The organism is Jatrophihabitans sp., assembly GCA_036389035.1.
In the GTDB taxonomy this organism is placed as follows: Bacteria; Actinomycetota; Actinomycetes; order Mycobacteriales; family Jatrophihabitantaceae; genus Jatrophihabitans_A.
In genome coordinates this window covers 94,706-108,764 of sequence record DASVQQ010000005.1, presented here as the reverse complement: position 1 = coordinate 108,764, position 14,059 = coordinate 94,706, and the positions used below count along the sequence as shown (strand labels likewise).

General features: G+C 68.8%; 14 protein-coding genes and 1 tRNA gene. 6 read left to right on the top strand and 9 right to left on the bottom strand.

Going from position 1 to position 14,059, the window contains the following annotated elements; translation table 11 throughout:
* Positions 1–220: 220 nt before the first annotated feature.
* The 3 genes from VF557_02215 to VF557_02205 all read right to left on the bottom strand — a co-directional run bounded on the left by VF557_02215 (position 221) and on the right by VF557_02205 (position 2,103).
* Complete coding sequence (locus VF557_02215; GenBank protein ID HEX8079005.1) at positions 221–586, bottom strand: hypothetical protein; 366 nt, start codon at positions 584–586, stop codon at positions 221–223.
* Positions 587–746: 160 nt separating this feature from the next.
* On the bottom strand, positions 747–1,049 hold the full coding sequence (locus VF557_02210) for a hypothetical protein (protein ID HEX8079004.1): 303 nt from the start codon (positions 1,047–1,049) through the stop codon (positions 747–749).
* Between the two features lie 979 nt (positions 1,050–2,028).
* A tRNA-Val gene (locus tag VF557_02205) sits at positions 2,029–2,103 on the bottom strand.
* Between the two features lie 119 nt (positions 2,104–2,222).
* Here VF557_02205 and VF557_02200 point away from each other — a divergent pair.
* Complete coding sequence (locus VF557_02200) at positions 2,223–3,092, top strand: SURF1 family protein (GenBank protein ID HEX8079003.1); 870 nt, start codon at positions 2,223–2,225, stop codon at positions 3,090–3,092.
* A 185-nt stretch (positions 3,093–3,277) separates the two neighbouring features.
* Here VF557_02200 and VF557_02195 read toward each other — a convergent pair whose 3' ends face one another.
* Positions 3,278–3,784 (bottom strand): peroxiredoxin, encoded by a 507-nt coding sequence (locus VF557_02195; protein HEX8079002.1) that lies wholly within the window; start codon positions 3,782–3,784, stop codon positions 3,278–3,280.
* Positions 3,785–3,789: 5 nt separating this feature from the next.
* Complete coding sequence (locus VF557_02190) at positions 3,790–4,248, bottom strand: DUF3052 domain-containing protein (protein HEX8079001.1); 459 nt, start codon at positions 4,246–4,248, stop codon at positions 3,790–3,792.
* A gap of 196 nt (positions 4,249–4,444) precedes the next feature.
* Here VF557_02190 and aceE point away from each other — a divergent pair, with 196 nt between their 5' ends.
* The 4 genes from aceE to VF557_02170 all read left to right on the top strand — a co-directional run bounded on the left by aceE (position 4,445) and on the right by VF557_02170 (position 8,666).
* Positions 4,445–7,168, top strand: a complete 2,724-nt coding sequence (aceE, locus tag VF557_02185) for a pyruvate dehydrogenase (acetyl-transferring), homodimeric type (GenBank protein HEX8079000.1) — start codon at positions 4,445–4,447, stop codon at positions 7,166–7,168.
* 83 nt (positions 7,169–7,251) lie between these two features.
* Complete coding sequence (locus VF557_02180; protein ID HEX8078999.1) at positions 7,252–7,515, top strand: type II toxin-antitoxin system prevent-host-death family antitoxin; 264 nt, start codon at positions 7,252–7,254, stop codon at positions 7,513–7,515.
* Positions 7,516–7,520: 5 nt separating this feature from the next.
* Complete coding sequence (locus VF557_02175) at positions 7,521–7,946, top strand: type II toxin-antitoxin system VapC family toxin (protein ID HEX8078998.1); 426 nt, start codon at positions 7,521–7,523, stop codon at positions 7,944–7,946.
* A 60-nt stretch (positions 7,947–8,006) separates the two neighbouring features.
* Positions 8,007–8,666 (top strand): DUF5701 family protein, encoded by a 660-nt coding sequence (locus VF557_02170; GenBank protein ID HEX8078997.1) that lies wholly within the window; start codon positions 8,007–8,009, stop codon positions 8,664–8,666.
* A 207-nt stretch (positions 8,667–8,873) separates the two neighbouring features.
* On the opposite strand, the gene VF557_02165 is transcribed toward VF557_02170, so the two are convergent.
* The 4 genes from VF557_02165 to VF557_02150 form a co-directional block, all read right to left on the bottom strand.
* The gene (locus VF557_02165; GenBank protein HEX8078996.1) at positions 8,874–9,824 is read right to left on the bottom strand and encodes an aldo/keto reductase; all 951 of its coding nucleotides are present in this window, start codon (positions 9,822–9,824) and stop codon (positions 8,874–8,876) included.
* Positions 9,825–9,876: 52 nt separating this feature from the next.
* Positions 9,877–11,175: a phenylacetate--CoA ligase PaaK gene (gene paaK, locus VF557_02160; protein ID HEX8078995.1), complete on the bottom strand. Its 1,299-nt coding sequence runs from the start codon at positions 11,173–11,175 to the stop codon at positions 9,877–9,879.
* 64 nt (positions 11,176–11,239) lie between these two features.
* A complete protein-coding gene (locus tag VF557_02155; protein ID HEX8078994.1) occupies positions 11,240–12,130 on the bottom strand; it encodes an NAD-dependent protein deacetylase in 891 nt (296 codons plus the stop codon).
* Between the two features lie 10 nt (positions 12,131–12,140).
* Entirely contained in the window at positions 12,141–12,995 is an 855-nt protein-coding gene (locus VF557_02150) for a LysR family transcriptional regulator (GenBank protein HEX8078993.1), read from the bottom strand.
* A gap of 69 nt (positions 12,996–13,064) precedes the next feature.
* Between VF557_02150 and VF557_02145 the strand changes: the two genes are divergently transcribed.
* Positions 13,065–14,015 carry an EamA family transporter gene (locus VF557_02145; protein HEX8078992.1) on the top strand — a complete coding sequence of 317 codons (951 nt, stop codon included), beginning with the start codon at positions 13,065–13,067 and terminating at the stop codon, positions 14,013–14,015.
* Positions 14,016–14,059 lie beyond the last annotated feature (44 nt).

The following is a 14,059-nucleotide window of genomic DNA, read 5'->3' as shown; positions in this document are numbered from 1 at the left end:
TTGCCCGCGGGTGCCGACTTGCTGGCCGCGGCGGTGTTGCGCTTACGGAACCGCGTCTACCGCCCAGATCTGCGAGGAAGAAAGCCTGGACCTCGACGGCGATGACATCCCGGACGTGTTCCAACGCCGAGGGTAGTGGCAGCGCCGAGCGTCATCCTGCCGACAACGAGCACTCCAACAGACCACAGTGGAGCCTGAAGATTGAGCGACAGTTGTGCCTCTACAGCGGGACTGGGGTGCCCTTGCGATAGCAGGACGACATGGAGGGGTTGGTGCAGATCCACAGGTAGGCATACTTCGTCTCGTCAACATAAAATGTGGCGGAACCACATCCCGGCTGAGCACCATTGCCGTCAATCACCTGTTTTGTAGTACCGCCGACCACTTCCAACATCGCCATCGCCGTCCCGTTGCCGGAGGATTTGTCACATGCGGCCAACGTATTCGTCTCGGCGTTCCACAGTACGTAGTCGCCGCTATTGAGATGGTCGAACCGATAGGGGTCGGCAGCCGCCGCCGGGGACGAAAGGACAAAGAGCCCCGCGAGCGAGGCGATCAGCGCCACCATCATCTTCAATGCTTGCATTTTAACTCCTTAATATGGACAGTCAGGACATCACGGCTCAGACTGCCCGTCAAGCAGAAGATGCGGCTCGTTGAGGGAACGCCTCCCCTTACTGAACAGGCCCGGCGCGTGAAGCGCCGAGCCTGTTGCAGTCCCGCAGGTCACTCTCGATGGTGGTTGCCTAGTTGCAGCTGGCGATGCCTGTCCCGACCGGATTGAGGGCGTCGTACTGGGACCAGCCGGTCACTCCGGTGGCCATGTTGCGCAGGTAGACCCAGAAGACGCCATTGCTGTTGCGGACGTAGCAGTGGGCGTCGACGCCTTGACTCGGGTAACCGCGGCCGAAGGCGTCGCAATCGGTGTACGGCCCCCGTCGGATAGCCGTCCCATTCCCGAAGCTGAAGCCCCCGCTGCTGTGCAGGTCGGGGTGGTTGTTCCAGCCGTAGCAGTGGGCCGGATCGGCTGCGGCCGGGCTGGCAGACACCAGCAGGCCACCTAGGGTGAGTGCTACCGCACCCATCGACGAGAGCAGTCGAGATCGCATAAAGACCCCTTTCAAGGGTGGTGAATGGCAAATTCTTACTCCTCCCGACCTGAATTGGTCAAGCACATCGGCCTAATTTTCTCCGATTTTATATTCGTACAACGCTTCACCCCCCTCGCCAATAGCTACTACGAAGCATCTGAATCTGATGACTGCGAGCAGAACCTGACGAAATTAATCTCGACTGCTTGCGTTTCGTCACTTCTTATGTTTGCGGTTCTCACCTGGCACCTCGGTGACCGTACCCACAGCGGCAGACAGCTGGGCTATGTCGGCGTCGACTACGACGCCAGATCCCCAGCATTCAACTCTTCTTCGCTGGATGGATCCTCGACGGACCGGCTCCGATGCCGCGATACCTTCTGAACCAGATCGAGCTGATCTGGCACCACGATCGACCCGGGCAAGGGCTCGACCGCATCACCGGACCGATGTCCTCAGAGCCGGCTAGAGGCAAGCTGGTCGGAACTGTCCGCAAAGGTAAAAGATTAGCTGACTACAACTAATATTATTGACGAAGCTGCTGTTAGAGAGCGACATTAGCGCATCCATAAACCGCTTCAGAGAGGGACTCCTCCATCCGATCTCGCTTGCTCGCGTCAATGGGTGCGCTGGCACTCACTCTGGGAGGCATGCTGGTATCCGCCAGCCCGGCCGCAGCCGAGCCAACCTACTGCAACGGCTGGACCACCCACCCTGATAAGTACACCGGCGGGGGCATCAGCTTCCGCAACACGACCACCGGAGGGGTTGGCTGGGCAAACCCCAGCTTTCTCAACGGGAACCTATCGGGTGTTCCCCACTGCTACTACTAGGTAGCACCACCCACTGGGGGTTCTGCGGGTCCGACAGGCTCGGCGTCACGCGCCGAGCCTGTCTGGCCACCAGGCTGAAGGCGGGATCGCCAGCGGATCACCTTTGGTGGGCGCTGTTGGGATCGAACCAACGACCGCTCGGGTGTAAACCGAGTGCTCTCCCGCTGAGCTAAGCGCCCTTCGACGGCCGCCACTGGCACCGAACCGAGGAAGGCCCGCTGCCCGCCACGGGCCGGCGACAACCGTGCAAGGGTAACCGGCCCCGGCGTCGCTCATGCTCTCGACGTAGTGTCGTGGCGTGCTTTCGACCCTGCGGCAACCGCGCTACCTGGGGCTGTTCGCCCTGGTGCTGGTGATCGCTGGCGTCTGCGGCCTGGCCGGCACCTGGCAGGCGGAGCGGTTCCAGGAGAAACGCGAGGCCAACCAGCGGCTGGAAGCCGACATCCGCGACCGCCCGCTGGACGTCACCGCGGTGCTGGGCAGGGCCAGCGCTCCGGTCTCGGACGGCGCGGCCCAGAAGTTCCGCCAGATCACCGCCACCGGCGTCTACCTCAGCGAGCACCAGACCCTGCTGCGCCAGCAGAGCGTCGGCGGGGACGTCGGGGTCATCGTCATCACCCCGCTCAGGACCGGCGACGGCGTGCTGCTGGTGGCCCGGGGCTTCGTGCGGCAGACCGGGGCGGCCACGACCACGCCGCCCATCCCGGCCAGCCCTTCCGGAACGGTTAACATCACCGGCCGGCTCGAGCCCGCCGGCACCAAGCCCGACCGGCTCGGCCAGCTCCCTGGCCGGCAGGTCGAGTCCGTCAACCCCGTCGAGCAGGCCGGCCGGATCGGCACCCCCGTCTGGAACGGCTACGCCGAGCTGCTGGCCGGCCAGTCGGGCACCGCCGGCCTGACCACGCTGCCGGGCCCGGACCTCTCCAACCCGGCCGGCGGCGCCGAGGAGCCGCAGCACGCCGCCTACGTGATCCAGTGGTACCTGTTCGCCCTGCTGGCCCTGTGCGCGCCGTTCGTGATGGCCGCGGCCGAGCGCCGACGCGACCGGGCCGCCGAGCCGCTGCCGGCCAAGGTGGCGGAACCCGCTGGGCAGCCACCACCCACCGGCCGGGCAGCCGCCAAGGCCAGAAAGGCCTCGCTGGACGACCGGCTCGCCGGCCGCTCCTAGCCAGCCGACAGCGCAATGCGGCGGCCCGCCAGTCGCCTAGGACAGTCGGCGGTCGATAGTTGGCCGCTGAGCAGGGCCTCGACCGGCGTGTCCCTCTGCTGGGAGGCCAACGATCCGGGGGCGGAGGCCAACGATCCCGCCGAACCGACCAAGTACACGATCGAGCGAACAGCCAGCCACCAGAGCTAGCTGGCCACCCCGGTGGTCAACGCCGCGATCTCGTCCAGCCAGCGCTGCGGATCCCGTCCGACGCCGATCTCCTTGGCCTCGCTGAACCGGATGACGCCGTCCTGGTCGATCAGGAACGTCCCCCGATTGGAGACCCCGGCGTCGGAGTTGAACACCCCGTAGGCCTGGGCGACCGCGCCGTGCGGCCAGAAGTCGGCCAGCAGCGGGTAGTTCAGCTCGTCACGCTGGGAGAAGATCTTGTGCACGAACGATGAGTCGATGCTCAGAGTCAGCACCTGCACCGCGTCGTTGGCGAACTCGTCGATCCGGTCCCGGATCTGGCCCAGCTCGCCGGTGCAGATGCTGGTGAAGGCCCACGGGTAGAACACCAGCAGCACGGCCTTGGAGCCCCGGAACGACGACAGCGTCACGACCTCGTTGTTCTGGTCGCGCAGCGTGAAGTCCGGCGCCTCCACTCCGACCGGCAGCGGGCTCAACCCCGGAATCACGGAGTCATCCGGCATAAAACTCACCGTCGGTCTCCCCTGCCGCGCTCAGCACCGGCCTTGGCGCGCCTGCTGACCAGTCGGGCGCCGGTCCAGCCGGCGCCCAGCGGCAGCAGCGAGGTCTGCGAGAGCCCCGCCGTCGGGGCCGCCTCGGAGATGTCGGAGGGCTCGACGTAACCGGCCCGGCCACGTTTGGGCGTCAGCAACCAGATCACCCCGTTGTCGGCCAGCGGGGCGATGGCATCCACCAGGGCGTCGACGAGGTCGCCGTCGTCCTCCCGGAACCACAGGAGCACCACATCGACTACATCATCTGAGTCCTCGTCCACCATGTCGTCGTCGAGGCGCTCTTCTATCGCTTCGCGCAGAGCCTGGTCGACATCGTCGTCATAGCCCAACTCCTGCACAACCATGCCTGGTTCGATTCCCAGGCGGTCAACCAATGCAGTCGTGTTTTCCCCGGTGCCGGGGGTGGTGCTCACTGCCAGCCTCCATAGGTGCCAAAGCGGGAGGCAAATCCTCACCGCTGGTAACCGTGCCCAGGTAGATAACCACACTTCGGCGACGACGCAAGCCTCTGGGGCTCCCGATGGGTAAAGATCAGAGGTCACATCTTCTCCCGTGTTGGTGGACACTGGAGGGGTGACTCGTGATCGCTACAACATCATCACCGACGGACTGCCCAGCCAGCTCCCCGATATCGATCCCGGTGAGACTCGTGAGTGGATCGAATCGTTTGACGCCGCTGTGGACCATGACGGCCGCCAGCGGGCCCGGTTCCTGCTGCTGAAGCTGCTCGAACGCGCCCGCGAACGCCAGGTCGGCGTCCCCGCGCTGCGCAGCACCGACTACATCAACACCATCCCGCCCGAGCGCGAGCCCTGGTTCCCCGGCGATGAGCACATCGAGCGCCGGATCCGGGCCTACATCCGGTGGAACGCCGCCATCATGGTCAGCCGGGCCAACAAGCACCTGGGCGTCGGCGGGCACATCGCCACCTACGCCTCGGCGGCCTCGCTCTACGAGGTCGGCTTCAACCACTTCTTCCGGGGCAAGGACCTGGCCAGCGGCACCGGCGACCAGATCTACTTCCAGGGCCACGCCGCCCCCGGCATCTACGCCCGGGCCTTTTTAGAGGGCCGGCTCACCGAGCAGCACCTCGACGGCTTCCGGCAGGAGCAGTCCAAGGCGCCCAACGGCCTGTCCTCCTACCCGCACCCCCGGCTGATGCCCGATTTCTGGGAGTTCCCGACCGTGTCGATGGGGCTGGGCCCGATCGGGGCGATCTACCAGGCCCGGTTCAACCGCTACCTGGCCGCCCGCGGCATCGCCGACACCGCCAACTCCCACGTCTGGGCCTTCCTCGGCGACGGCGAGATGGACGAGGTCGAGTCCCTGGGCGCGATCGGAGTGGCCTCCCGCGAGGAGCTGGACAACCTCACCTTCGTGATCAACTGCAACCTGCAGCGGCTGGACGGGCCGGTCCGCGGCAACGGCAAGATCATCCAGGAGCTGGAGTCCTACTTCCGCGGCGCCGGCTGGAACGTCATCAAGGTCATCTGGGGACGGGACTGGGACCCGCTGCTGGCCGCCGACCGCGACGGCGTGCTGGTCAACAAGATGAACACCACGCCGGACGGGCAGTTCCAGACCTACACCGTCGAGTCCGGGGCCTACATCCGGGAGAACTTCTTCGGCGATGACCTGCGGCTGCGCAAGATGGTCGAGGACCTGTCCGACGAGCAGCTGCGGGTGCTCTCCCGCGGCGGTCACGACTACCGCAAGGTCTACGCCGCCTTCGCCTCGGCCCGCGCGCACGTCGGCCAGCCGACCGTCATCCTGGCGCACACCATCAAGGGCTGGACGCTGGAGAGCTTCGAGGGCCGCAACGCCACCCACCAGATGAAGAAGCTCAACAAGGTCGACCTCAAGGCATTCCGCGACCGGCTGCACCTGGAGATCACCGACGAGGCCCTCGAGGCCGACCTGCCGCCCTACTACCACCCGGGCGAGAAGTCCGACGAGATCCAGTACATGAAGGATCGCCGCGAGGCCCTCGGCGGCGTGCTGCCCAAGCGGGTCACCCGGGCCAAGCCGCTGGTGCTGCCCGACTCGCAGGCCTCGGCGTACGCGGAGCTGAAGAAGGGCTCGGGCAAGCAGAGCGTCGCCACCACCCAGGTGATGGTGCGGCTGTTCAAGGACCTGATGCGCGACAAGGAGATCGGCAAGCGCTTCGTGCCGATCATCCCGGACGAGGCCCGCACCTTCGGCCTGGACGCGATCTTCCCGACGGCCAAGATCTACTCCCCGCACGGCCAGGAGTACGACGCGGTCGACCGCGACATGCTGCTGTCCTACAAGGAGTCCAGGCAGGGCCAGATCCTGCACGAGGGCATCAGCGAGGCCGGTTCCACCGCGTCGCTGATCGCGGCCGGCACCAGCTACGCCACCCACGGCCAGCCGATGATCCCGTTCTACATCTTCTACTCGATGTTCGGCTTCCAGCGGACCGGTGACCAGTTCTGGCAGTTCGCCGACCAGCTGGGCCGGGGTTTCGTCCTGGGCGCGACCGCCGGGCGGACCACCCTGGCCGGTGAGGGCCTGCAGCACGCCGACGGGCACTCGCTGCTGATCGCCTCGACCAACCCGGCCGCGGTGGCCTATGACCCGGCCTACGCCTACGAGATCGCCCACATCGTCGAGTCCGGGCTGCGCAGGATGTACGGCTCGTCGGAGCAGCACCCGGGCGGCGAGGACGTCTTCTTCTACCTGACCATCTACAACGAGCCGATCCCGCAGCCGGCCGAACCGGCCGACGTGGACGTCGAGGGCATCCTGCGGGGCATGCACCGGGTCTCGGCCGCGCTCGGGGAGTCGGGCCGGCCGCGGGCCCAGGTGCTGGCCTCCGGGGTCGCGGTGCCGTGGGCGTTGCGGGCCCAGGAGCTGCTCGGACAGGACTGGGGCGTCGACGTCGACGTCTGGTCGGTGACGTCCTGGAACGAACTGCGCCGGGACGCCCTGGAGATCGACGAGCACAACTTCCTGCACCCGGACGCCGAGCCGCTGACGCCCTACGTCAACACCAAGCTGGCCGAGACCTCCGGGCCGGTGGTGGCGGTGTCGGACTACATGCGCGCGGTGCCCGACCAGATCGCCCAGTGGGTGCAGGCCGCCGGACGCGACTGGAGCTCGCTCGGCGCTGACGGTTTCGGCTTCGCCGACACCCGGGGCGCGGCCCGCAGGTTCTTCCACATCGACGCCGAGTCGGTCGTGGTGAACGTGCTGGCGCAGCTGGCCAAGCGGGGCGAGGTCAAGCCCGAGGCGGCCCGCGACGCGCTGGAGAAGTACAAGATCACCGACGTCGCGGCTGCCAACGCCGGCTCGGCGGAGGGTTCTGCCTAGTTCCGGCTGCTGCCAGCGGATTGGTCAGCCGAGCTCATCCACGGAGTGTACAACTCAGTTCCGCAGAGTTGTACACTCTGTGAATGGACGTTGCCATCAGCAGGTTGAGGGCCGAGCTATCGGGCTGGATCGGGCACGTCCGAGCTGGCGAAGAGGTGATCATCACCGAACGAGGTATCCCGGTGGCGCGACTTCTGCCGATCGACACGGCGCCGCTGATCGAGCGGCTGACCGAGGAGGGCGTTCTGGGCAGGCCTCGGCGTGCTGACCGGCCGGACGCGCAAAGCGTCGTCCGAGCGCGAGCAACCGATTCAGTCTCTGAGTTGGTCCGCGAGCAGCGCGGCTGACAGCGGTGGCGATCGTCTACTTCGACAGCAGTGCCTTTGTGAAACTGATCGTCGAAGAAGCCGGCAGCAAGCTGGCTTCGGCGCTGTGGAATGCCTGCGATACGGCTGTCTCCAGTCGGCTGGCCTATCCAGAAGTACGCGCCGCGCTAGCCGCTGCCGGCCGTGCTGAGCGACTCGATCCGAGTGAGCAGCTGCAAGCCGAATCCCTGTGGGAGGAATTCTGGGCGGCAACCCGGCCGGTCGAGTTGACTGAGGCCATCGCGGCCGCTGCCGGCGCATTGGCTGCCCGGCACTCACTGGCAGGCCCCGACGCGGTGCACTTGGCGAGCCTGTTGACAGTGAATTCGACCGGCACACTGTTCGCCGTCTGGGATAAGCGGCTGCGCACCGGCGCCCAAGCGGCAGGCGTCCAGCTGGCGCCCCTGTCCTAGCGGGAACTTCTTGCCCCTGCGAGGCGTTGATCCGCCTCGCCACCGAGTTGAGGAGCCGCTTTGCCTGTAGCCACCCCTGTTGTCGCCGCCGCGTTGCCTTCCCTGCCCGAGCAGGTCGAGCGGCTGATCGCCGCGGGAGTGCACGACCTTGCCGGCCTGAGCGCCGGCGAGCTGCGCGCGTCCGTGCTCGACCGCGCACCGGCAGGCAGCCTTCTGGTGGTCCATCCCGCACGGGTGCCGGCCTCGGCGCTGGCCCCGTTGGTGAGCTGGGACGGACGCCCCGGCTTCGTCGTCTCGGACATGCAGGACGTCGATGACTTCACCGCCATCGACGTGGCGACGCCGCCGGCCGGCGCGGCCTACCTGGCGCGGGGACTCGACCGCGGCGACGGCATGCGCAACTGGAGCCCGGACGAGGCGCTGCCCGCCATCGCCGCGGCCGGCCGCAGTCCGTTGACGCTGGTCGAGGGCCTGCACTGGCTACTGCAACAACCCGGCATCCTGGAGCGCAACAGCTGCTTCATGACCGTCGGGTCCCGGCTGCGCAAGCCCAACGGCAGCCTGGACGCCCGTACTCCCGCGCTCTGGATCAGCAACGGCACCGGCCGGGACGGCACGGCCCGCCGCAATGCCCCCAAGGTCGGCTGGTGCTGGGCCGGCAACCGGCACACCTGGCTCGGCTTCGCCTCGGCCAGCGCACGGGTGGCCATTCCTGCCTGATCACAAGGCGTCGCAGAACCACCGTAAGCCCGCGACCCGCAGGACCGGCGATCAGCCGCGGGTCGCCGTGCCCGATCGTCGGCCGCTGTGCAGGGCTGCGCCCGGCGCGTCGCCCGGCTATGAGGCCAACGATCCAACGGGAAACCCGCTACCGCGCCTTAGCAGCGAGCAACTCAGCAACTGGCGCTGACGACGTGCAGGTCGGCGCTAGTAGCGGGCGCCGACGACGTGCAGGCCCAGCGGGTCGAGTTCGGCCAGATCCTGCTGGGTGAGCTTGACGTCCACCGCCGCGACGTTCTCCTCCAGCCACCGCACCCGCTTGGTGCCGGGAATGGGCGCCACCGGCACCCCGAGCCGGTCGGACTGCGCGTGCACCCAGCCCAGCGCGATCTGGGCCGGCGACACCGCATGCCGCTGTGCCACCGCCCGGACCGCCGCCACGATCGCCAGGTTCGCCTGGCCGGCCTCGCCCCGGAACCGGGGATTGGCTCCGCGGAAGTCGCCGCTGTCCAGCCGGCCGGGATCGATGGTGCCGGTCAGGAAGCCCCGTCCGAGCGGTGAGTAGGGCACCAGCCCGATCCCGAGCTCCATCATGGTCGGCGTCACCGCCTCGGCGTCGCGGGTCCACAGCGAGTACTCGCTCTGCACGGCCGTGATCGGGTGCACCGCGTGCGCCCGCCGCAGCAGCCGCTCGTCCACCTCCGACAGTCCCAGGTAACGCACCTTTCCCTCGGCGACCAGCTCGGCCATCGCGCCGACCGTCTCCTCGATCTCGGCGGTCTCGGGTGGGCGGTGCAGGTAGTACAGGTCGATCACGTCCACCCCGAGCCGCAGCAGCGAGGCCTCGCAGGCCCGCTTGACGTAGCCGGCCTCGCCGCGGAACACCCGGGCCTGATCACCGCCGGAGCGGTCGATGCCGAATTTCGTGGCCAGCTGCACCTGCTCGCGCCGGCCGGCGATCGCCCGTCCGACCAGCACCTCGTTGTGCCCGGCGCCGTATACGTCGGCGGTGTCGAGAAAGCTGACCCCCAGTTCGAGGGCGCGGCGAATGGTGGCGATCGAGCTGTCCCAGTCCGCCGGCCCGTACCACTCGCTCATGCCCATGCAGCCCAGGCCCTGACGGGAGACTTCGAGCTCCCCGAGCCGGATCCGATCCATGTCCGCCTGACCTCCCGATCTCATTCTCGGCCCTCTTACTTAGTTCATCGGCTCAGCGCTGGTCAAGCACCCTGGCTGCCTTGCCCTGCGAGCGCGCGATCGCCTCCGGGGCCAGCACCTCGACGGTGACGCTCACTCCGACCCGGTCCTTGATCAGGGTGCCCAGCGTCCTGGCCAGGGCGTCGGCGTCGGCATCGGGCTCGCGGGACTCGACCCGCACGCTCAGCTCGTCCAGCCGGTCGGGCCGGCTCAGGACGCACTCGAAGTGCGGCGACAGCTCGGGCACCGACAGCAGCAACTCCTCGATCTGGGTGGGAAAGACGTTGACGCCGCGGATGATCATCATGTCGTCGGTGCGCCCGGTGATCTTCTCGATGCCGCGAAAGGCCGGGTAGGCGCTGCCCGGCAGCAACCTGGTCAGGTCCCGGGTCCGGTAGCGCACCACCGGCATCGCCTGCTTGGTCAGCGAGGTCAGCACCAGCTCGCCGGGCTGGCCCTCTGCCAGCACCTGGCCGGTCCGCGGGTCGATCACCTCGGGGTAGAAGTGGTCCTCCCAGACCTGCAGGCTGCCCGGATGCCCGGCCGCTTCCTGGCCGATTCCCGGGCCCATCACCTCGCTCAGGCCGTAGATGTCCAGCGCGGCCAGCCGGGTCCGCTGCTGCATCTCGGCACGCATCGCCTCGGTCCACGGCTCGGCGCCGAAGATGCCGATCCGCAGGGACGTCTGCGCGGCGTCGATGCCCTGGCGGGCCAGCTCGTCCAGGATCGCCAGGAAGTAGGACGGGGTGACCATGATGATCCGGGGCTCGAAGTCGGTGATCAGCTGCACCTGCCGCGCCGTCATGCCACCGGACACCGGCACCACCGTGCAGCCCAGCTTCTCCGCGCCGTAGTGCGCGCCCAGCCCGCCGGTGAACAGGCCGTAGCCGTAGGCCACGTGCACGATGTCACCCGGCCGGCCGCCCGCGGCGTAGATCGAGCGGGCCATCACCGACGCCCAGGTCTGGATGTCATCGGCGGTGTAGCCGACGACGGTGGGCTTGCCGGTGGTCCCGGATGAGGCGTGCACCCGGACCACCCGCTCACGGGGCACCGCGAACATGCCGAACGGGTAGTTCTGGCGCAAGTCCTCCTTGCTGGTGAGGGGAAAGTGCGCCAGGTCGGCCAGCGAGGTCAGCTCATCCGGGTGGACCCCGGCGCTGTCGAAGGCCGCCCGGTAGTGGCCGACGTTGTCATAGGCGTGCCGCAGCGACCACCTCAGCCGGCGCAGCTGCAGCTCGCGCAGCTCGTCGACCTCGACATCGGCCAGCTCACCGAAGGCCCCGACGTCATCCAGCCGCGACAGCTCCATCGACGTGTCCTCTCGGTCACTCTGGCACCGGCTGGGTCACCGCCGACCCTAGCGCCGGCGCAGGTCAGCCTTCGATCGCGGCGGCGGCCAGCGCCGGCAGCAGCTCACCGAGCGGCCGGTCGAGCAGCACATCGGCCAGCGGGTCGCCCCGGGTGACGCCCTGGTTGACGATCGCCACCGGGATGCCCCGGGCGGCCGCTCGCCGGACGAACCGGAAGCCCGAGGCCACCGTCAGGGACGATCCCAGCACCAGCAGCAGCCGGCTGGACTCGACGAGGGCGTAGCAGCGGGCCACCCGCTCCGGCGGCACGTTCTCTCCGAAGAACACCACGTCGGGCTTGAGCGGGCCGGCGCCGCAGTCCAGGCAGTCCACCAGCCGGAACTCCGCGATCTCGGGCTCGGCGAGCTCGACGTCGCCGTCCGGCTTCACCGGCCCGGTGCTCTGGACGTCGCGGGCCCGCGGGTTGGCGGCAGACAGCCGCTCGTCCAGCTCGTCCCGGTCACTGAGCGTCCGGCAGCTCAGGCAGATCACCCGGTCCAGGCCGCCGTGCAGCTCGATCACCTCACGGGCGCCGCCCGCCTGGTGCAGGCCGTCCACGTTCTGGGTGATGACGCCGCTCAGCAGGCCGGCGCGCTGCAGCCGGGCCACCGCCTGGTGTCCCGCGTTGGGCCGGGCGTGCTGGATCCGTTGCCAGCCCCGGTGGCTGCGTGCCCAGTACCGTTGCCGGGCGGCGGGACTGCCGGTGAACTCCTGGAACGTCATCGGGGTGGCCGGGTGCAGCCGCCCGGTCGGCCCCCGGTAGTCCGGGATTCCGGACTCGGTGGACAGCCCGGCCCCACTCAGGACCACGATGCCGCCCGAGTGGGCGAGCTTGACCAGCTTCTCGAAGTCGGCGTCCTGCACCTGACCACGGTAGGTCGGGATGGCCGGCAAGGGCAGCCGAGTGGCGCACATCAAACGCTGTTCAGCCATAGGCCCGGCACACCAGCTGCAGCAGGTCCGACAGGGCGGGCGGCGGGCTGTCGCGCCACCAGGCCAGCCGAACGGCCACCGGCTGCGCGTCGCGGACGGGGCGATAGATGACGCCCGGGCGCGGATGCTGGCGCGCGGTCGCCTCGGAGGTCATGCCGACCGCCTGGCCGGCCGCGATGACGGTGAGCCACTCGTCGACGCCGTCCACACTGCGGGTGGCCGTGGGTGCGGCGTCCGCCGGCCAGAGCTGCTCGGTGGTCGTCCCGGTCCGGCCGTCGACGGCGACGGTGCGGCCGGCGAAGTCGTGCAGCGTGACGTTGCGGCGGCGAGCCAGGGCGTGCCCGGTCGCCACCGCGGCAAAGCGCGGCTCCACCCCGACGAGGGCCGTGTCGAACCGGTCATCGGTCACCGATCGGCGCAGCACGGCGACATCGACGAGGCCCTCGCTCAGCCCGGCGGTCGGCGTGTTGGACTGCACGAAGACGAGCTCGGCGCCGGCGTGATCGACCGCCCACTGCCTCTGCACGGTGGTGGTGTGACGGCCGAGGGCGGCCCAGGCGTAGCCCACCCGGACCGCTGCCGCGGCCTCCGAGACGGCGCGCACCATCGCCGCGGTCTCCTCCACCACCCTGCGGGCATGCCCGATCACTCGCGATCCGACCGGCGAGAGCGCCACCTCGCGGGTCGTGCGGCGCAGCACCCGGGCACCCAGCGCCTGCTCCAGCCCGGCGATCGTCCGGCTCACCGCCGCCTGGGAGACCCCGAGTGACGCCGCGGCCTGGGTGAACCCGCCCTCATCGACCACGGCGACCAGCGTTCGCAGGTGTCGCACCTCCACGGCATTCATGCGTCCAGCGTATCGCTGTATGACATTAAGGCATTTCCCTTGTAAATGGCGGCGGCTGAGACTGGGCTGGTGCTGACCCGAGCTCGGACGCCCCGGACGATGCGCAGTGGCGTGGTGATGCTGATCCTCAGCGGTCTGGGCAACCAGGTCGGCGCCGGCGTCGGCGCGCACGCCTTTCCGGCCATCGGACCCGCCGGCGTGGTGGCCGTCCGGCAGTTCGTCGCCGCGGCCGTCCTGCTTCCGGTGGCAAGGCCGTCGCTGCGTCGCATGAGCTGGGCGCAGTGGTGGCCGGCGTTGCTGCTGGCCGTGGTCTTCGCCGTGATGAACCTGTCGCTGTACACCGCGATCGACCGGATCGGCCTGGGCCTGGCCGTCACGCTGGAGTTCCTCGGACCGCTGGCGGTAGCGCTGGCCGGCTCCCGGTCCCGGCTGGACCTGCTCACCGCGGCCGGGGCAGGCGTCGGGGTCTACGTGCTGGTGCTGCCAGGGCCCTCCAGCGACTACCTCGGGCTCTGCCTGGCGCTGCTGGCCGCGGCGTGCTGGGCGGTGTACATCCTGCTGAACCGCCTCGCCGGGACCCGGCTGCCGGGCCTGCAGGCACCGGCGGTCGCCACCGGCCTGTCGGCGCTGGCCTACCTGCCCGTCCTGGCGGTGCTGGTGGCGCAGGGCCGGATGACCGGGATGCCGCTGCTGTACGCGCTGGGAACGGGCGTGCTGTCCTCGGTCATCCCGTATGCCGTGGACCTGACGGCCCTGCGCTATGTGCCGCAGCGCTTGTTCGGCGTTTTCATGAGCATGCACCCGGTACTGGCCGGCCTTGCCGGCATGGTGCTGCTGGGCCAGCTTCTCGGCCTGCACGAGTGGGTCGGCATCGCCATCGTGGTGGCCGCCAACGCCGCTGCCGTCACGGTAGCGCAGCGCCCTGCCCGGCGCAGGGCCGCCGAAGTCTCGCGAACCTCCGCACTCCCACCGGCGGCAGCCGGCCGAGCACCCGTGACGACAACGGCGCAGCGGCAATAGGGCACACCCGGTAAGGCCCGGCAGGCGAGCATCATGAACGAACT

Excerpts from the sequence above, each read along its gene's own strand:
- VF557_02195 (HEX8079002.1), bottom strand. The coding sequence starts at position 3,784 with ATGCCGGATGACTCCGTGATTCCGGGGTTGAGCCCGCTGCCGGTCGGA.
- VF557_02155 (HEX8078994.1), bottom strand. The coding sequence starts at position 12,130 with ATGTGCGCCACTCGGCTGCCCTTGCCGGCCATCCCGACCTACCGTGGT.
- paaK (HEX8078995.1), bottom strand. The coding sequence starts at position 11,175 with ATGGAGCTGTCGCGGCTGGATGACGTCGGGGCCTTCGGTGAGCTGGCC.
- VF557_02165 (HEX8078996.1), bottom strand. The coding sequence starts at position 9,824 with ATGGATCGGATCCGGCTCGGGGAGCTCGAAGTCTCCCGTCAGGGCCTG.
- VF557_02150 (HEX8078993.1), bottom strand. The coding sequence starts at position 12,995 with ATGAATGCCGTGGAGGTGCGACACCTGCGAACGCTGGTCGCCGTGGTC.
- VF557_02180 (HEX8078999.1), top strand. The coding sequence starts at position 7,252 with ATGGACGTTGCCATCAGCAGGTTGAGGGCCGAGCTATCGGGCTGGATC.
- VF557_02215 (HEX8079005.1), bottom strand. The coding sequence starts at position 586 with ATGCAAGCATTGAAGATGATGGTGGCGCTGATCGCCTCGCTCGCGGGG.